The 19,241-nt window shown below is 58.9% G+C and carries 14 protein-coding genes and 1 pseudogene; 6 read left to right on the top strand and 9 right to left on the bottom strand.

Features of this window, described 5'->3' with window-relative positions; genetic code table 11:
- Positions 1-106 precede the first annotated feature (106 nt).
- Together xylB and xylA are read right to left on the bottom strand one after the other, a co-directional pair.
- Complete coding sequence (gene xylB / locus FHW76_RS14925) at positions 107-1,561, bottom strand: xylulokinase (protein ID WP_183476802.1); 1,455 nt, start codon at positions 1,559-1,561, stop codon at positions 107-109.
- Between the two features lie 92 nt (positions 1,562-1,653).
- Positions 1,654-2,976 (bottom strand): xylose isomerase, encoded by a 1,323-nt coding sequence (gene xylA / locus FHW76_RS14930; RefSeq protein ID WP_008806876.1) that lies wholly within the window; start codon positions 2,974-2,976, stop codon positions 1,654-1,656.
- Positions 2,977-3,482: 506 nt separating this feature from the next.
- On the opposite strand from xylA, the gene xylF reads away from it, so the two are divergent.
- The 4 genes from xylF to xylR all read left to right on the top strand — a co-directional run bounded on the left by xylF (position 3,483) and on the right by xylR (position 8,656).
- Positions 3,483-4,478, top strand: coding sequence for a D-xylose ABC transporter substrate-binding protein (gene xylF, locus FHW76_RS14935; protein ID WP_004210164.1), 996 nt, complete (start codon positions 3,483-3,485; stop codon positions 4,476-4,478).
- Between the two features lie 64 nt (positions 4,479-4,542).
- The gene (locus FHW76_RS14940; protein WP_012540329.1) at positions 4,543-6,084 is read left to right on the top strand and encodes a xylose ABC transporter ATP-binding protein; all 1,542 of its coding nucleotides are present in this window, start codon (positions 4,543-4,545) and stop codon (positions 6,082-6,084) included.
- A complete protein-coding gene (xylH, locus tag FHW76_RS14945; protein WP_183476804.1) occupies positions 6,062-7,243 on the top strand; it encodes a xylose ABC transporter permease XylH in 1,182 nt (393 codons plus the stop codon). The genes FHW76_RS14940 and xylH overlap by 23 nt, the downstream gene beginning before the upstream one ends.
- A gap of 234 nt (positions 7,244-7,477) precedes the next feature.
- Positions 7,478-8,656 (top strand): D-xylose utilization transcriptional activator XylR, encoded by a 1,179-nt coding sequence (xylR, locus tag FHW76_RS14950; protein WP_008806872.1) that lies wholly within the window; start codon positions 7,478-7,480, stop codon positions 8,654-8,656.
- 38 nt (positions 8,657-8,694) lie between these two features.
- On the opposite strand, the gene FHW76_RS14955 is transcribed toward xylR, so the two are convergent.
- Complete coding sequence (locus FHW76_RS14955) at positions 8,695-9,513, bottom strand: protein bax (protein ID WP_008806871.1); 819 nt, start codon at positions 9,511-9,513, stop codon at positions 8,695-8,697.
- A 313-nt stretch (positions 9,514-9,826) separates the two neighbouring features.
- Here FHW76_RS14955 and FHW76_RS14960 point away from each other — a divergent pair, with 313 nt between their 5' ends.
- Both FHW76_RS14960 and avtA read left to right on the top strand, forming a co-directional pair.
- Positions 9,827-11,860: an alpha-amylase gene (locus FHW76_RS14960; RefSeq protein WP_008806870.1), complete on the top strand. Its 2,034-nt coding sequence runs from the start codon at positions 9,827-9,829 to the stop codon at positions 11,858-11,860.
- A 168-nt stretch (positions 11,861-12,028) separates the two neighbouring features.
- Positions 12,029-13,285, top strand: a complete 1,257-nt coding sequence (avtA, locus tag FHW76_RS14965) for a valine--pyruvate transaminase (protein WP_008806869.1) — start codon at positions 12,029-12,031, stop codon at positions 13,283-13,285.
- A 42-nt stretch (positions 13,286-13,327) separates the two neighbouring features.
- Here the strand turns inward: avtA and FHW76_RS14970 are convergent, their stop codons facing one another.
- The 6 genes and pseudogenes from FHW76_RS14970 to FHW76_RS14995 all read right to left on the bottom strand — a co-directional run bounded on the left by FHW76_RS14970 (position 13,328) and on the right by FHW76_RS14995 (position 19,241).
- Positions 13,328-13,813: a 4Fe-4S dicluster domain-containing protein gene (locus FHW76_RS14970; protein ID WP_016161946.1), complete on the bottom strand. Its 486-nt coding sequence runs from the start codon at positions 13,811-13,813 to the stop codon at positions 13,328-13,330.
- Positions 13,814-13,922: 109 nt separating this feature from the next.
- Positions 13,923-14,018, bottom strand: a pseudogene (locus tag FHW76_RS14975) (IclR family transcriptional regulator); the annotation flags it as partial.
- Positions 14,019-14,057: 39 nt separating this feature from the next.
- On the bottom strand, positions 14,058-15,899 hold the full coding sequence (selB, locus tag FHW76_RS14980) for a selenocysteine-specific translation elongation factor (protein WP_012540318.1): 1,842 nt from the start codon (positions 15,897-15,899) through the stop codon (positions 14,058-14,060).
- A complete protein-coding gene (selA, locus tag FHW76_RS14985; protein WP_008806866.1) occupies positions 15,896-17,284 on the bottom strand; it encodes an L-seryl-tRNA(Sec) selenium transferase in 1,389 nt (462 codons plus the stop codon). Before selA ends, selB begins: the two co-directional genes overlap by 4 nt.
- Positions 17,285-17,389: 105 nt before the next feature.
- Positions 17,390-17,998, bottom strand: a complete 609-nt coding sequence (locus tag FHW76_RS14990; RefSeq protein WP_004145238.1) for a glutathione S-transferase — start codon at positions 17,996-17,998, stop codon at positions 17,390-17,392.
- Positions 17,999-18,104: 106 nt separating this feature from the next.
- Positions 18,105-19,241, bottom strand: a complete 1,137-nt coding sequence (locus tag FHW76_RS14995) for an HlyD family secretion protein (protein WP_009484617.1) — start codon at positions 19,239-19,241, stop codon at positions 18,105-18,107.

The raw sequence follows: 19,241 nt of genomic DNA on the forward strand, positions 1-19,241 counted from the left end.
GCACCGGAAAGCGGAGATTTCGGAATAAACAAATACGCTTTTTGGGATGGATGTAGTCGAGACATTCAGGGAGGGAATCCGCCCGGCGCTGCCGGACGGACTGAGGCTAAGACATCAGCGGTTTCAGTTGCTGATAAATCTGGCGGAAGGTTTCCCGCTGTGGCGCATAGTGGGCCACACGGCGATCGTCCGGGCGATGGGCTTGTTCAAGCGGCAGCGGCTTCAGCAGCCCGGCGCGGTCTGCCTCGTCGTGCACCGCCAGTTGCGCCAGCCGGGCCGCCCCCAGCGCCGGGCCGACATCGCCCCCGGTACGGTAATCGAGCTGCAGGCCGCTAATATCCGCCAGCTTTTGCCGCCAGTAAGCGCTGCGCGCCCCGCCGCCGATAAGCGTGATGCTCTGCGGCTTGATGCCGCAGGCGTGTACCACGTCCATGCCATCCGCCAGCGCATAGCCCACTCCCTCCAGCACCGCCCGCGCCAGCTCTGCCGGCCCATGCTGATGCGTCAGGCCAAAAAAGACGCCCTTGGCCTGCGGGTTGTTGTGCGGCGTGCGTTCGCCCGACAGATAGGGCAGGAACCACACCGGACCGGCGCTTTCATCCGCCGTCTGCGCCGCCGCGATCAGCGCCGGCACGCTGGCCAGGCCGGTTAATTTCGCCGCCCAGTCCAGGCAGGAGGCCGCGCTGAGCATCACCGACATCAGATGCCAACGGCCCGGCAGCGCATGGCAGAAGCTGTGCACCGCGCTTTCGGGTTTGCTGAGGAACCCTTCGCTGACGGCGAAGTAGACGCCTGAGGTGCCCAGCGACAGCATTGCCTGCCCGGCGTCGGCCATTCCGACCCCGACCGCGCCTGCGGCGTTGTCGCCGCCGCCGCCCACCACCAGCGCCTGCGGCATATTCCACGCCTGCGCCACCTCAGGTCGCAGTTGTCCGGTGACGTCGCTGCCTTCAAACAGCGCCGGCATCGCATCCCGACTGAGATCGCAGGCGGCGAGCATCTCATCGCTCCAGTCACGCCGGGCGACGTCCAGCCACATCGTACCGGCGGCGTCAGACATGTCGCTGGCAAGCTCGCCGGTCATGCGCAGGCGCAGATAGTCCTTCGGCAGCAGCACTTTATCGACCTGGTTGAACACCGCCGCCTCGTGGCGCTGCACCCAGAGTAACTTCGGCGCCGTAAAGCCCGGCATCATCAGGTTGCCGGTGATCTGCCGGGAAGCGCTGACTTTTTCCTCCAGCAGCTGGCACTCTTCGGCGCAGCGGCCGTCATTCCATAAAATGGCCGGACGCAGCACCTGTAACGATTTATCCAGCAACGTGGCGCCGTGCATCTGACCAGCGATGCCCAGCGCCTTCACGTCGCGCAGGCTATACTGCGCGCCCAGGGCTTTCATCGCCGTGTCTGTCGCCAGCCACCACTGTTCGGGATCTTGTTCCGACCACAGCGGATGCGGACGCGAGACGGTGAGTTTTTCGGTATGCGATGCCACTACCTCACCCTGCTCATTCAGCAGAATGGCTTTGACGCCCGATGTTCCCAGATCGATGCCGATATACATACTACCTCTCCTTAAACGCGCGCCACGGCTAAGCGTGGCGCGAACAGAGCATCCTGGTTGCGACGCCGGTCACGCCGGGCGCCGCCGCATGATTACTTATCAAACAGATAATGGTTGACCAGGTTTTCCAGTTGTTCCTGCTGGCCGCTGCGATGCTGCGGCGCCAGCTGATGCTGAGTGGCATACTGGGCTATGTCGCTGAGGGTCATCTGCCCGTTAAGGATCTGCTGCCCCAGCTCACCGTTCCAGCCGGCGTAGCGTCTGGCCACGCGTTTATCCAGCTCACCGTCCTCAATCATCCGCGCCGCAACTTTCAGCGACAGCGCCATGGTATCCATCGCGCCAATATGACCATAGAACAGGTCGTATTTGTCGGTACTCTGCCGGCGCACTTTCGCATCAAAGTTGAGGCCGCCGGTGGTGAAGCCGCCCGCTTTAAGAATTTCATACATCACCAGCGCATTCTCTTCGACGCTGTTCGGGAACTGGTCGGTATCCCAGCCCAGCTGCGGATCGCCGCGGTTGGCGTCGACGGAGCCGAACAGCCCCAGCGCGATGGCCGTCGCGATTTCATGATGGAACGAATGGCCGGCGAGCGTGGCATGGTTAGCTTCAATATTCAGTTTAATCTCTTTTTCCAGACCAAACTGTTTGAGGAAGCCGTAAACGGTAGAGGCATCATAGTCATACTGATGCTTGGTCGGTTCCTGCGGTTTGGGCTCAATCAGCAGCGTGCCTTTAAAGCCAATTTTATGCTTATGCTCCACCACCAGTTGCATGAAGCGGCCAATCTGTTCACGCTCCTGGCGCAGGTCGGTATTCAGCAGGGTTTCATAGCCCTCGCGACCGCCCCACAGCACATAGTTTTCGCCTCCCAGCTGATGAGTGGCATTCATGGCGGTGACCACCTGGGTGGCCGCCCAGCTAAACACTTCCGGATCCGGGTTGGTGGCCGCGCCGGCGCCGTAGCGCGGGTTGGTAAAGCAGTTTGCGGTCCCCCACAGAAGCTTCACGCCGCTCTGCTGCTGTTTCTCTGCCAGCACCTCGACCATGCGGGCGAAGTTATTGCTGTACTCCTGCAGCGAGGCGCCTTCCGGCGAGACATCGACATCGTGGAAGCAGTAGTAAGGCACATTGAGTTTGTGGAAGAATTCAAACGCCACATCGGCTTTACGTTTGGCCATTTCCAGGGCGTCGCCAGGCTGCTGCCATGGACGGTCGAAGGAGCCCACGCCAAACATATCGGCGCCATTCCAGCAGAAGGTATGCCAGTAACAGGCCGCAAAACGCAGATGATCTTCCATCCGTTTGCCCAGCACCAGTTCATCCGGGTTGTAGTGACGGAAAGCCAGCGGGTTAGTGGATTTCGGGCCTTCGTAACGAACGCGATCGAGTTGATCGAAATAGGTCTGCATAGAGAACTCCATATTCAGAGATGCGGCGAATAACCAATCAGATACCCTAAATAATTCGAGTTGCAGGAAGGCGGCAAGAGCGTGAACCTCCAGGCGCTGGTACCAGCAAGAGGTCGGAGCAACGAATGTCACCAACCCACCTACAACTTGAAGTATGACGGGTTTAAGCCAATATAGAATTTCACTTTCCATCTCCTCAATTACGTTATTTCACACCGCCATTGAGAGAATCCACAAACGTGCGCCAGCTCGCAAAAAATAATATACTTCCGCCTTCTCCGTGCCTTGTCGGACAAGTCCAGTGCAATAATAAGAGTGTGCATGAATAAAATACGATCGCCGTCATAATTTGCACATTAAACGAAATTTCATAACGGCAAAATAAGAACCGGTAATTGCCAGCCCTGCTTTCCGCGTTAAGAATCTGTAACGTATCCGCAACCTCATGTATCAAACATTATTTTTCCGTTCGTCTTATCTACCCTTACAAAAAAGGTATCATTATTATGAAGATAAAGAACCTTTGCCTTACACTTTGCGCCAGCTCCCTCCTGCTCGCCAGCATGGCGGGGATGGCGAAAGAAGTGAAGATTGGCATGGCCATCGACGATCTGCGTCTGGAGCGCTGGCAGAAAGACCGTGATATTTTCGTCAATAAAGCGGAATCCTTAGGCGCCAAAGTTTTTGTCCAGTCCGCCAACGGCAATGAAGAAACGCAGATGTCGCAAATTGAAAATATGATCAACCGCGGCGTCGATGTGTTAGTCATTATTCCTTATAACGGTCAGGTACTCAGCAACGTGATTAAAGAAGCCAAGCAGGAAGGTATTAAAGTCCTGGCCTATGACCGTATGATTAATAATGCTGATATTGATTTCTATATTTCTTTCGACAATGAAAAAGTCGGTGAAATGCAGGCGCAAAGTCTGGTCGACAAAGTGCCGCAGGGTAATTATTTCCTGATGGGCGGCTCGCCGGTGGATAATAACGCCAAACTGTTCCGCGCCGGGCAGATGAAGGTCCTCAAACCGTATGTGGATGAAGGCAAAATTAAGATTGTCGGCGATCAGTGGGTTGACGGCTGGCTGCCGGAGAACGCGCTGAAAATAATGGAAAACGCGCTGACGGCGAATAATAACAAGATCGATGCCGTGGTCGCCTCCAATGATGCCACCGCCGGCGGCGCCATCCAGGCCTTAACCGCCCAGGGGCTGGCCGGTAAAGTGGCGATCTCCGGTCAGGATGCTGACCTGGCGGGTGTGAAGCGCATTATTTCCGGTACCCAGACGATGACCGTCTATAAACCGATTACCACCCTGGCCACCAACGCCGCTGAAATCGCCGTTGAGCTGGGTAACGATAAGCAGCCGAAGGCCGATACCACGCTGAATAACGGCTTAAAAGACGTCCCTTCGCGCCTGTTAACGCCCATTGAGGTGAATAAAGAGAATATCGACGCCACGGTGATTAAAGACGGTTTCCATAAAAAGAGTGAACTGTAATGGCTGACGCCCCGCTCCGGGGCGTCATTTTCATCCCGCCGGATATCACTTTTGCGGAGTCTTTATGGCCTGGCTACTCGAAATGAAGAACATCACCAAAACCTTCGGCGCCGTTAAAGCCGTGGATAACGTCAGCCTGCGTCTGAACGCTGGCGAAGTGGTCTCGTTATGCGGTGAAAATGGGTCGGGGAAATCGACGCTGATGAAGGTGCTGTGCGGTATCTATCCGCACGGAAGCTATGAGGGCGAGATTATTTTTGCCGGCGAAACGCTGCAGGCAAACCATATTCGCGATACCGAACGCAAAGGCATCGCCATTATTCACCAGGAGCTGGCGCTGGTGAAACATCTCACCGTGCTGGAGAATATTTTCCTCGGCGCCGAGATCTCCCGCCACGGTCTGCTGGATTATGAAACCATGACGCTGCGCTGTCAGAAGCTGTTGGCGCAGGTCAATCTGCCCATTTCGCCCGACACCCGCGTCGGCGACCTCGGCCTTGGCCAGCAGCAGCTGGTGGAGATAGCCAAGGCGCTGAATAAACAGGTTCGTCTGCTGATCCTCGACGAACCGACCGCTTCCTTAACCGAACAAGAGACCGCGACGCTGCTGACGATCATTCGCGATCTGCAAAACCACGGTATCGCCTGCATTTATATTTCTCACAAGCTCAATGAGGTCAAAGCGATCTCCGACACGATCTGCGTGATCCGCGATGGCCAGCACATCGGCACCCGCGACGCCAGCGGCATGAGCGAAGACGATATCATCACCATGATGGTCGGCCGCGAGCTCACCGCGCTCTATCCCAGCGAGCCGCACGCCCACGGCGAGGAGATCCTGCGGGTCGAACATTTAACCGCCTGGCACCCGGTAAACCGCCATATTAAACGCGTCAATGACGTCTCGTTTTCCCTGCGTCGCGGGGAAATCCTCGGCATCGCCGGGTTGGTCGGCGCCGGACGTACCGAGGCGGTACAGTGCCTGTTCGGCGTCTGGCCGGGGCGCTGGCAAGGGGAGATCTTTATTGATGGCCAGCCGGTGAGCATTTCTAACTGCCAGCAGGCCATTGCCCACGGCATCGCCATGGTGCCGGAAGACCGCAAAAAAGACGGCATCGTGCCGGTGATGGCAGTGGGCAAAAACATTACCCTGGCGGCGCTTAACCAGTTTACCGGCGCGATGAGCAGCCTGGACGACGCCGCCGAGCAGCACTGCATTCAGCAGTCCATTCAGCGTTTGAAAATTAAAACCTCCTCGCCGGAACTGGCGATTGGCCGCCTGAGCGGCGGCAACCAGCAAAAGGCGATTCTCGCGCGCTGTCTGCTGCTCAATCCGCGCATTCTGATCCTCGACGAACCCACCCGTGGCATCGATATCGGGGCGAAGTATGAAATTTATAAACTGATTAACCAGCTGGTGCAGCAGGGCATCGCGGTCATTGTCATTTCATCAGAACTGCCCGAGGTGCTCGGTCTCAGCGATCGGGTGCTGGTCATGCACGAAGGTAGACTAAAAGCCAATTTGGTTAATCAACATCTGACCCAGGAACAGGTGATGGAAGCCGCGCTGAGGAGCGAACGCCATGTCGAAGAACACGTCGTCTGAAATCAAACTCACCCCAACCGCCCCCGCCGCCTTGCCGGCGCTGAAGGGGCTGAATCTCCAGGTCTTTGTGATGATCGCCGCCATCGTCGTCATTATGCTGTTTTTCACCTGGGTTACCGATGGCGCCTACCTGAGCGCACGCAATATCTCCAACCTGCTGCGCCAGACGGCCATCACCGGCATCCTCGCCGTTGGCATGGTGTTTGTGATTATTTCGGCAGAAATCGACCTGTCCGTCGGCTCGATGATGGGGCTGCTGGGCGGCACCGCGGCAATCTTTGACGTCTGGCTCGGCTGGCCGCTGCCGCTCACCATCCTGGTGACGCTGGTGATGGGCCTGCTGCTCGGGGCGTGGAACGGATGGTGGGTGGCCTATCGCAAGGTTCCCTCGTTTATCGTCACCCTTGCCGGGATGTTGGCGTTTCGCGGCATTCTGATCGGCATCACCAACGGGACCACCGTCTCGCCCACCAGCCCGGCGATGGCGCAGATCGGCCAAAGCTATCTGCCAGACGGTATTGGGTTTGGCATCGGCGTTGTCGGCATGGCGGCGTTTATCGTCTGGCAGTGGCGCGGGCGGATGCGCCGTCAGGCGTTAGGTCTGGCGACCTCGTCCTCCACCGCCGCCGTTGGCCGTCAGGCCATTACCGCGGTGATTGTGCTGGGCGCAATCTGGCTGCTCAATGACTATCGTGGCGTGCCGACCCCGGTGCTGATCCTCGCTGCCCTGCTGCTGGCAGGCCTGTTTATGGCCACCCGCACCGCCTTTGGTCGTCGCATCTATGCCATCGGCGGCAACCTGGAGGCGGCCCGCCTCTCAGGGATCAACGTCGAGCGAACCAAGCTGGCGGTGTTTGCCATTAACGGCCTGATGGTCGCCATTGCCGGGCTGATCCTCAGCTCGCGCCTCGGCGCCGGGTCGCCCTCGGCGGGCAATATCGCCGAACTGGACGCCATCGCCGCCTGCGTCATCGGCGGCACCAGCCTGGCGGGCGGCATCGGCAGCGTCGCCGGAGCGGTAATGGGGGCGTTTATTATGTCAGCCCTGGATAACGGCATGAGCATGATGGACGTCGCCACCTTCTGGCAATATATCGTTAAAGGCGCCATTTTGCTGCTGGCGGTGTGGATGGACTCCGCCACCAAGCGGCGCGCGTGAGGAGAGACTCTCTGAAGAATGTCTGAATTCTTTGCGCTACCGCCAAACTTCGCCACAAGGCGCTTGAAATATCTCGGGCATTAGCCGGTAGTGTATACCCAACATCATTCGGGTTGCAGACGACGCCCCCGGGCCGCGTACCGGCGTACGTGGCCCGGGTGAGTGAGGAAGCCAGGCCATCGGCAACATCAAGAATGAAGGGGTATGACCGGGGTTAGAGCAGGAACATTATCTATGTTTGAAAAGCGTCACCGTATTACGCTGTTATTCAATGCCAACAAAGCTTATGACCGCCAGGTGGTTGAGGGCGTCGGCGAGTATCTGCAAGCCTCCCAGCTGGAGTGGGATATCTTTATTGAAGAGGATTTTCGGGCACGAATCGAAAACATCAAAGAGTGGTTGGGCGATGGCGTTATCGCCGACTATGACGATCCCGAAATTGAAAAGCTGCTGGCCGATGTCCACGTGCCCATCGTCGGCGTCGGCGGCTCTTATCATCAGCCAGAGCAGTACCCGCCGGTCCACTATATTGCCACGGACAACGCTGCGCTGGTGGAAAGCGCCTTTCTCCATTTGAAGGAAAAAGGGGTGCACCGCTTCGCGTTTTACGGACTCCCCACCTCCAGCGGTAAACGCTGGGCGGTAGAGCGCGAGTATGCCTTCTGCCAGCTGGTCGCGAAGGAGAAGTATCGCGGTGTGGTCTACCAGGGGCTGGAGACGGCGCCGGAAAACTGGCAGCACGCGCAAAACCGGCTCGCCGACTGGCTGCAAACCCTGCCGCCGCAAACCGGCATCATCGCCGTCACCGACGCCCGCGCCCGCCACGTCCTGCAGGCCTGCGAGCTGCTGCATATCCCGGTGCCAGAGAAACTGTGCGTTATTGGCATCGATAACGAGGAGCTGACCCGCTATCTCTCTCGCGTCGCCCTCTCCTCCGTCGCCCAGGGCACCCGCCAGATGGGTTATCAGGCGGCAAAATTACTCCACCGGCTGCTGAATAACGAGGTGCTCCCGCTGCAGCGCCAGCTGATCCCGCCGATGCGCGTCGTTGAGCGACGCTCCACCGACTACCGGTCATTGAACGATCCCTCCGTGATTCAGGCGATGCATTACATTCGCAACAACGCCTGCAAAGGCATCAAGGTGGAACAGGTGCTCGACGCCGTGGGCATCTCTCGCTCCAATCTGGAGAAACGCTTCAAAGAGGAAGTCGGGGAGACCATCCACACGGTGATCCACAGCGAGAAACTGGAAAAGGCGCGCAGCCTGCTGGTGTCCACCAGCCTGTCGATCAATGAGATTTCACAGATGTGCGGCTACCCATCGCTGCAATATTTTTATTCGGTGTTTAAGAAGGAGTACGACGTGACGCCGAAGGAGTACCGTGACCGGCACAGCGAGGTGATGCTGTAGGGCAAAAAAATGCCCGGCGACAAGGCCGGGCATCCGGATTACAGATGGGCGGCGATGAGCCGCTGATTGTCCTGATACATCGCGAAGAGATAGTTGTTGTAGCTCGACCCTTTGGTCGAATAACCCTTCAGCTTATGAATCATGGTACTGGCCGTCACTTCCTGATCCGCCTTGCGCAGCTGCAGGCGCGATTTGCGGAATGAAGAATAAGCCGGGTGGGTGTTCAGGTTGGTGACATAAGCCTGCACCGACTGCTCCACTGATTCGAACTGCGAGTAGCCTTTCATCGCCCCGCGGCAGCGACCGGCGCCGCACTTCATGCCAAACAGGTTGTTGTTCTCACGCGCCAGCTTGGAGGTACCCCAGCCACTTTCCGCCGCCGCCATGGTTGCTACCATGCTGTTCGGAATAATGTCGACACGCTCAAGCAGCGCGTTCCAGGGCACATGACGCGTATTGCCTGACCACTTCACCTTATAACGGGCAGCGATATCTTTCAGGCGCGCCTTCTCAGTCGGCGACCAGCGAGCATCGTACTGCTTGGAAACAAGCCAGTTACGATCCGCAGTAATCGCCTGATTCTGCTTGGTAATATAAGGCATGACCGTCCGGAGAAACGCTTTTTTCCTTGGTGTTCCGGAAGGGTATTTTCGCAAGTCAGGAAGTGAACTGCTCTTTACACTATTGCGAGAATACTCTTGTTTACTGCTTACCTTAGTACTACTGATCTTCTTAACCGTTGGGGCTTTATGACTCTTTGTTGCTGTGTGCGTTGTTGCCAACACACTACCTGAAAATACACAGGTTAGTAACATAAGTATGGCGGCCCCATATCGTCGTATGGGATTCGATATCATCAGGTCTCCTGGTCGGATATATGCATTCCAACACCTTGTTTTTCACAAAAAAACGATAGCTGAATCGCTAATAGTATCAAAAATACGCAATGAGAGCATCAACAGAAATAGTCCAATTCCGAATTGGTGTCATCTGAAATCGGTTTCTGCGCCGCATCGCCAGTGCGAAAATGCTAGCTTCGTCTCATTTTTAGCCTATTTTTTGAGCGGTGTCACTCACCCCTTTTCATCCTCCTGGTAAAACGGCCGCCAGGAGGAGTTCACCCGTGCGGCAACAAGGCACACTAGATAAAAACCGCTCAAGGATCCCGCAATGAAACTCGCTGCGCTTGCCACGTTATTCGTGCCTGGGATGGCCTTTGCCGCCTGGACTACTACCGACTTCCCTGCCTTTACCGAAGAAGGGACGGGCCGATTCATCAGCCAGAAAGTGGTTGAGAAGGGTACACGTCCTCTGCAGCTAAATTTTGACCAGCAGTGCTGGCAGCCTTCCGGCGGCATTAAGCTCAACCAGATGCTGTCCATGGAGCCCTGCCGTGGCACCCCGCCGCAATGGCGCATCTTCCGCCAGGGGTTGTATACCCTGGAGGTGGATACCCGCTCCGGCACACCGACAATGATGATTTCGCTGGAGGAAAAAGAGGCCAGCGCCGCGGCGCCGCAGATCCGTCAGTGTCCGAAGTGGGATGGAAAACCGCTGACCATCGACGTCAGCAAAACCTTCGCCGAGGGCAGTAAGGTCCGCGATTTCTACAGCGGCAATGTCGCGACCGTCAGCGGCGGCAAAATCACCCTGCAGCCCGCCTTCGGCAGCAATGGCCTGCTACTGCTCGAGCGCGCCGAGACCGCCGCCCCGGCGCCGTTTGACTGGCACAATGCCACTGTCTACTTCGTCCTGACCGATCGCTTTGTAAACGGCAACCCGGCCAACGACAACAGCTATGGCCGTCATAAAGACGGCATGCAGGAGATCGGCACCTTCCACGGCGGCGACCTGCAGGGATTAACCAGCAAGCTGGATTATCTGCAGCAGATGGGGGTTAACGCCCTGTGGATCAGCTCCCCGCTTGAGCAGATCCACGGCTGGGTCGGCGGCGGCACGAAGGGCGATTTTCCTCACTACGCCTACCACGGCTATTACACCCAGGACTGGTCGAAACTGGACGCCAACATGGGGACCGAAGCGGATCTCCGCCGACTGGTGGATGAAGCGCATAAGCGCGGCATACGCATCCTGTTTGACGTGGTGATGAACCATACCGGTTACGCTACCCTGGCCGACATGCAGGAGTTCCAGTTCGGTGCCCTGTATCTGCAAGGCGATGAGCTGAAAAAAACCCTTGGCGAGCGCTGGACGGACTGGAAACCGGGCGCGGGCCAGACCTGGCACAGCTTTAACGACTATATCAACTTCAGCGACAAAGCCGGCTGGGAGAAATGGTGGGGCAAGAAGTGGATCCGCACCGATATCGGCGATTATGACAACCCAGGCTATGACGATCTCACCATGTCGCTGGCCTTCCTGCCGGACCTGAAAACCGAATCGAAGGAAGCCTCAGGCCTGCCGAACTTCTATAGCCATAAACCGGACACCGCGGCGAAGGCGATCCCGGGCTATACGCCGCGCGACTACCTGACGCACTGGCTGAGCCAGTGGGTGCGCGACTACGGCATCGACGGCTTCCGTGTCGATACCGCTAAACACGTGGAGATGGACGCCTGGCAGCAGTTAAAAACCCAGGCCACCGCCGCGCTGGCGGAGTGGAAAAAAGCCAATCCGGATAAAGCGCTGGATGCGGCGCCGTTCTGGATGACCGGCGAAGCCTGGGGACACGGGGTGATGCAGAGCGATTACTATCGCCACGGTTTTGATGCGATGATCAATTTCGACTACCAGGACCAGGCGGCGAAAGCGGCGACCTGTATGGCCAATATTGACCTCACCTGGCAGCAAATGGCGGACAAGCTGCAGAGCTTTAACGTCCTGAGTTACCTCTCCTCGCACGATACGCGCCTGTTCCGCGAAGGCGGCACCACTGCGGCGGAGCTGTTGCTGCTGGCCCCTGGCGCCGTGCAGATTTTCTATGGTGACGAATCATCACGTCCGTTCGGCCCCACCGGCTCGGACCCGCTACAGGGCACCCGTTCGCAGATGAACTGGCAGGATGTTAACGGCAAGGCGGCCCGCAGCGTCACTCACTGGCAGAAGATCGGTCAGTTCCGCGCTCGCCATCCGGCAATCGGCATGGGCAAACAGACAACGCTGTCGATGCCGCGTGGTTACGGGTTCGTGCGTGAGAGCGGTGAAGACAAAGTGATGGTCATCTGGGCCGGACAACAGCAGTAATCCACAGGTGGCTCTCCGCCCTGGCGGGGAGCCATTCAGAACAAAACGCTAACAAAATAGCAATTTACAGGATAAAGATAAAAAGCCGTCTCCTCCCGCCGATTTGCACCACGCTAGCGCTGGCGTTATGGTTAGCCACTTTCCAGAACCACCGATAGACTATTCGCGATGACATTTTCCCTTTTCGGCGACAAATTCACCCGTCATTCAGGCATCACCCGCTTGATGGAAGACCTTAATGACGGTCTGCGCACGCCGGGCGCTATTATGCTGGGCGGCGGCAACCCCGCTCAGATCCCGGAAATGAATGACTACTTCCAGCAGCTGCTGTCCGACATGCTGGATAATGGCAAAGCCCTTGATGCGCTTTGTAATTATGATGGGCCGCAGGGCAAAAGCGAGCTGCTGAGCCTGCTGGCGAACATGCTGCGCGACGAGCTGGGCTGGGAGATCGAACCACAGAATATTGCGCTAACAAACGGCAGTCAGAGCGCATTTTTCTACTTATTTAATCTGTTTGCAGGCCGTCGGGCAGATGGCACCACGCGTAAGGTACTGTTCCCACTGACGCCAGAATATATTGGTTACGCCGATGCCGGTCTGGAAGAGGATCTGTTCGTTGCCACCCGGCCGAACATCGAACTGCTGCCGGAAGGCCAGTTCAAATACCACGTTGATTTTGAACATCTGCAGGTGACGGAAGAGACCGGGATGATCTGCGTCTCGCGCCCCACCAACCCGACCGGCAACGTCATCACTGATGAAGAGCTGATCAAACTGGATGCGCTGGCGAATCAGCACGGGGTCCCGCTGGTGATTGATAACGCCTACGGCGTGCCGTTCCCGGGCATTATCTTTAGCGACGCCCGACCGCTGTGGAATCCAAACATCGTGCTGTGTATGAGCCTGTCCAAACTGGGCCTGCCGGGCAGCCGCTGCGGGATTATCATCGCCAACGAGAAAATCATCACCGCCATCAGCAACATGAACGGCATTATCAGCCTTGCCCCTGGCGGCATTGGGCCGGCAATGATGTGCGAAATGATTAAACGACAGGATCTGCTGCGCCTGTCAGAGACGGTGATCAAGCCCTTCTATTACCAGCGGGTGCAGGAAACCATCGCCATTATTCGCCGTTATTTACCGGAGGAGCGCTGCCTGATCCACAAACCGGAGGGAGCCATTTTCCTCTGGCTGTGGTTTAAGGACCTGCCGGTCTCCACCGAGCTGCTGTATCAGCGGCTGAAAAAGCGCGGCGTGCTGATGGTTCCAGGGGATTACTTCTTCCCGGGTCTGGATAAGCCGTGGCCGCACACTCACCAGTGTATGCGCATGAACTATGTGCCAGACCCGCAAAAAATTGAGGCCGGGGTGAAAATTCTCGCCGAAGAGATTGAATTCGCCTGGCGCGAACAGGAAGCATAGCCTCTGACGCCACGGGCGGTTAACGCCCGTCAGCGTCCCCACTCACGCCAGCGCCAGCCGCTGGCGTTTTTGCGCGCATAGCGCCTCCAGCTCCGCGGGAACCATCACCCGCAGCGCCTGCGTCGGGCAGGCGGCCACGCAGGCTGGTCCTTCAGCGCGGTGATGGCATAAATCGCATTTCAGCGCCTGCGCCTGCTCCTTCACTACCGTAACGGTCATCGCGCCGTACGGGCAGGCCACCATGCAACTTTTGCAGCCGATGCAGCGCCGCTGGTCGACCCACCAGACGTCATTGTCGCGCTGAATCGCCCCTTGCGGGCAAACGCTGGCGCAGGGCGCATCCTCGCATTGTCGGCACGCCGTCGCCGTCGATATGTCACCGCTTTTCACCACCCGGATACGCGGCGCGAAATGGTTCGTCGACAGGGCGGCGACATCCTGCGCCTGCTGGTGCGCCACCGCACAAGCCACTTCACAGGTACGACAGCCAATACACCGCTGGGCATTGGCAATAAGAAACTGGTTCATCCTCTGCTCCCTGGGGATAAAACCGCAGGGTGCCAGAATAGTCCCTGCCCGCGCTTTGATCCTGAATGGAATCAGCGCTGTTTTTTGTCAGATGGCCTGCAGGATGTGGTCATTTGCCTGACGCTTCACGCACCGTGAAACCCAGCTCACGCGAAATTGCTTCGGCGGTCTCACGCAGCGGTTTTAACAAGTTCTTTTCGCCAACTCCCCTGCACGAAGTCCGCCGGGGAGCTGGCGTGAATGATTACAGAAACAACGCCTTATCGCGCAGGATATGATCGTTACCGCGACGGCGGGTGAAGCCAATCCGATCGAAATACTCCAGGATCTGAATCGCCAGCTTACGCCCGACGTTTAAGGTGTCGCGGAAATCCGCGGCGCAGGTTGATCCGCGCAGCTGATCCAGCTCGCGCACCCGTTGGGCGAACTGCACAATGCGATCGTTGCGGTAGTAACGATCCTTGACGATCGCAGTAATCATCCCCTGCTGCGCCGCCTGGCGCAGCACCGCGCGCATCAGGGACTCTTCAACATGGACTTCGCGCGCGAGATCGCGCACCCACCACGGATCGTCGCCGAACAGGGTTTCCACCTTCTGCCAGACCGCCTGCTGCTCGTCGGTAAACCCGGCTTTATGCTCCGGCAAATGCAGCCAACCGTGATGGCTGTGGACTAAGCCGCTCTCGCGCATCTGCTCAATCAGCAGCAGCACCAGCGCTTCATCTTCCATCGGCAGCGCGATGCGGCGCAGGCGCTCCCGGCCCGGCCCGGGCTCATCGCGATGCTGCTCATGGTAACGCGCCAGAGCATCCAGCAATTTTCGCTGCCAGCGGGCGGCAAGCGGGGCACTGAGCAGGCGCTGTCCGGCCTGCAGATAGTCTGGTCGCTGGATCAGGGCGGCCATTCCGGCTTCGCTGAGCTGCCGCGCCCAGGCGAAGCGCTCAAGCCGGACGGCATCCCGCTGCAGATGCAGCTCAAGCGCCGGCGCATCGTCAGCGCCAACTGCCGCCAGGGCGTGCAGCCACTGCAGATACTCCGGTTTACGTTTGCCGCGGCGCGGGGGATCCAGCGTCACCACCCGTGCGCCGGCCAGCGTCAAGCGAGCAGAGATATCGCGGAGCACCAGCCGGTCGTTATCCGCCAGCCACAGCGGGGTATCCAGCACCAGCTCCGCCAGGTTGCCCTCGAGGAGCGACACCCGACCGGTAATGTGGCTGGCAGCATGGTGAATATGCAGCGGTTGCCACTGGCTGAGCGGCGTATGGCACTGCAGCTCGACAATCACCCGTTCCGCAGGCTCCGGCGGCGGTGAGGACAACAGCCAGTCGCCGCGGTGCACTGCCTCTTTCTGTGCATCGCCGACAATATTCAGCGCAATGCGCTGCCCGGCGTGCGCCTGCTCAACCGCTTGATTCTGGGCATGCAGACCCCGCACGCGCATCGGCGTGTTCACGCCGGTGAGCCACAGAGTATCCCCGACCCGGACTTCGCCGGAGAGCGCCGTCCCGGTGACCACCAGCCCCGCGCCTTTGACGGTAAAAGCGCGGTCCAGCGCCAGGCGAAACCGCTGCTGCTGCGGGTGGGGGCGCTCCGCAAGCTGCAACAGATGGCTGCGCAATTCGGCAATACCGATGTTTTCTGCCGCCGCGGTGGGAAAGAAAGCGACGGCGTCAAAGCCCAGCTCGCGCAGAGTCTGCTCGACCTCCGCCCGGACCTCCTCCACCCTGGCGGCCGCCACGCGGTCCGTTTTGGTGAGCGCCACGGTCAGCGTCGGCTTTCCGGTCAACTGCAGGATCGCCAGGTGTTCGCGGGTTTGCGCCATCACCCCGTCATCGCAGGCCACCACCAGCAGCGCATGGTCAATACCCCCTACCCCCGCCAGCATGTTGGACAAAAACTTTTCGTGCCCGGGAACGTCAATAAATCCCAGCACCCGCCCGTCCGGCTGCGGCCAGTAGGCATAGCCGAGATCGATCGTCATTCCCCGCGCTTTCTCTTCCGGCAGACGATCGGCATTTACGCCGGTTATCGCCTGCAGCAGCGTCGTTTTGCCGTGGTCAACATGTCCAGCGGTGGCAATAATCATCGTAACAACATCTCCATAAACCGGGTTTCATCTTCCAGACAGCGCAGGTCCAGCCAGAGCCGACCATCATCAATGCGGCCAATCACCGGACACGGCAGCGCGCGCCAGCGGGCAGCCAGCGCCTCCAGCCGGCTGCCGCGGCCGTCATGCGGGGTAAAGGTCAACGCCGCGCTGGGCAGGCGGTCAACGGGTAACGAACCGCTGCCAATCTGCGACTGGCAGGCTGCCACGCTGACGGCAAAGTCAGCATAGTGTGCCGCCAGGTCAGGCAGCAGGCGTTCAGCCAGCCGGCGGATCTCTTCCGCCGGACGGGTGAGCAAGCGCAGCGTCGGTAATCTCTCCGTCAGCACCTCCGGGTGCTGATAGAGGCGCAGCGTGGCTTCCAGCGCCGCGAGGGTCATTTTATCCGCGCGCAGGGCCCGCTTCAGCGGATGGCTTTGCAGCCGGGCAATCAGCGCGCGTTTGCCGACGATAATTCCGGCCTGCGGGCCGCCGAGCAGCTTGTCGCCAGAGAAACTGACCAGGCTCACCCCGGCGGCGATCATCTCCTGCGGCATCGGCTCCTTCGGCAGGCCATACTGGCTGAGATCCACCAGCGACCCGCTGCCCAGGTCGGCCACCACCGGGATGTCCAGTTCGCGGCCAATGGCCGCCAGCTCCGCTTCGTCGACGGCTTTAGTAAAGCCTTCAATGCTGTAGTTGCTGGTGTGAACCTTCATCAGCAGCGCGGTATTGTCATTCACCGCCTGACGATAGTCTTTGGCATGGGTGCGGTTGGTGGTACCCACTTCGTGCAGCTGACAACCCGCCTGACGCATCACATCAGGAATGCGAAATGCGCCGCCGATCTCCACCAGTTCGCCGCGGGAAACCACCACTTCGCGGCCGCTGGCGGTGGCCGCCAGCATCAGTAGAACGGCCGCCGCGTTGTTGTTCACGATACAGGCATCTTCCGCGCCGGTGATCTGGCACAGCAGATCGGCAATGGCGCGATCGCGATGGCCGCGCCCGGCGTCGTCGAGATCATATTCGAGCGTCACCGGCGCGCGCATCGCGCTGGCAACCGCCTCCACGGCCGACTCCGCCTGGATGGCGCGCCCCAGATTGGTATGCAATACCGTACCGGTGAGATTAAACACCGGACGCAGGGCGCTCCGCTGGCCGGCGGTGAGCCGCTGCTCACAGGCGTGCAGCCAGTCATGGCTCCAGTCAGGGAGCGTCTGCCGTTGGCTAATCTGTTCCCGCGCCTCATCCAGCATCTGGCGCAGCTGCGCCACCACCTGCGAATGGCCGTGCTGCGCCAGCAGGGGAGAAAAAGCGGGGTCGCGTAGTAAGCGGTCAATGGCCGGAAGCCGGGTATAAAGCGCACGAATATCGGTAGTCATGAATGGGCCTGGCGGTAAGTTATTTTCCCCCCTCCCGACGGGAGAGGGAGTCAACAATCAGCGGCGATTGTAACGCCTCCTTGCGCAAACTGTTACCTGCCTGGGTCAAGTCCGCGGCGGTTCGGTACGCGCAAAGCTGGCGCGCTGGAACAACGCATCCACCAGCTTCACCAGTTGCGGCCGGGTGGCGCACCAGCCGGGCGCGACCCGGCGAAAGTTCAGATAAGCAATGGCGCAGGCCGTGGAAATGGTCGCCAGATTAACCTCGTCGCCGCGCAGCGTTCCGTCTGCCGCGCAGGCTTCCAGCCGGTCGAGGCCGCGAGCCACTTTCTCCCGCTGGCGGAGCAGCTCTTGCTCTGACTGTTGCGCGCCCGGGCGGGCTTTTTCGCGCACCAGCGCCTGGGCGGCCTCCATCACTCCATCCGCCAGTGCTTCAAGCTGGCGCATCCTGAGAGCGGCTCTGGGGTCGGCGGGGATCATCGGCGGCGCCACGCCCAGCAGCTCCAGATACTGGGCGATGACCGGGGAGTCAAACCAGCACTCACCGTCGTCCGTCACCAGCGCCGGCACTTTGCCCAGCGGGTTATAGCGCGCCACACCGTTGCTTTCGCTGTAGGGGGATTCGTTGACAAACTCAAAAGGGATGCGCTTTTCCAGCAGGATCACGGAGATTTTGCGCACAAAGGGACTGGTGTAGCTGCCGATCAGTTTCATAGCCTGCTCCTTATCGCCAACAAATTATCGCCAACAAAGATATGAGTATGGCTCAGGGCAGGACAAAAGGCAGGTGAGCGTCCCGCTCAACCTGCCGCCGATCGCATTAATGGTCGAGATAGAGGTAGTGCATCCAGCTGGTCATCCGCAGCAGCACTTTACGCATCACCGAGACGTGGGCGAAATGGTCGGAGTAGACCGCCACCTGCGCGTAGATGCCATCGGGCAGCGCATCAATTTCGGCATTGGGGTCGAGCTCGATGGTCGCCAGCACGCCATCGCTGCCCGGCGTCACGGTCAGCGACTGTAACGCCCCTTGCGCCTGATAACTTCCTCCCGGCACCACCGGTAAAATACTCACCAGTTTGCCGTGGAACACCTGCCCGGGCAGGGCGTTAAACACCGCTTCCGCGTCGTCGCCTTTCTCCAGCCTTAACAGGGAATTTTGCCGAAACTGGGCGACGATCAGCCGTTTTTGCTCGGGGATAAACACCATCACCGGACGCAGCGGCAGCGAGGCGGCATAGGTCCCCGGACGGATCAGCACCTGGGTGATATACCCATCGCTTGGCGCCCGCACGGTGGTCTGATCGAGATTATATTTCGCCTCCGCCAGCTGGGCGCGCAGGCTGGCCACTTGCGACTGCTCGCCGTTGATCATGCTGTCCAGCTGGCTCTGGATCTGCGCCTGCTCCGCCACCGACGCCTTGACCAGCGCGTCCTGGGCAAGGTAATTCTGCCTGGCGTTATCGATGTCGCTTTCCGAGAACGGGTTCACCCGCGCCTGGCTCCCTTTCAGGTAGCGCTGATAGTCCTTGTATAAGCGATCGCGTTCCGCCGACACGCGGGTGGTGTTGGCCTGGGCTTCAGAGAGCTGCGCTTTGAGGGTGTTAATACTGTGCAGCGCCGTCACCAGGTCGGCCTGCAGACGGTCGACCCGCGCCTGATAGCGCGCCGGGTCAATAGTAAAAAGCACCTCACCCTTTTTGACGCGCTGATTCGCTTTGTCGGTGACGCTGTTAACCACTCCGGTAACCTGCGGCGTAATAGGAATAGATATCACCGCCTTTTGCGCCAGAAAGGTGTAAGGGTGGTTATAGTTCATTAATAAAATAAGCGCGCTAACAATAAATACGCCCCCCAGCGCCGCGGTAGGTACCGTCCATTTATTTACCGGTATTTTGAAGATTTTAAATATCGACCAGGCGATGGCCACGTAGGTCAAAATTATCAACAGATCCAT

It is taken from the genome of Klebsiella sp. RC2, assembly GCF_014192815.1.
GTDB lineage: Bacteria > Pseudomonadota > Gammaproteobacteria > Enterobacterales > Enterobacteriaceae > Klebsiella > Klebsiella variicola.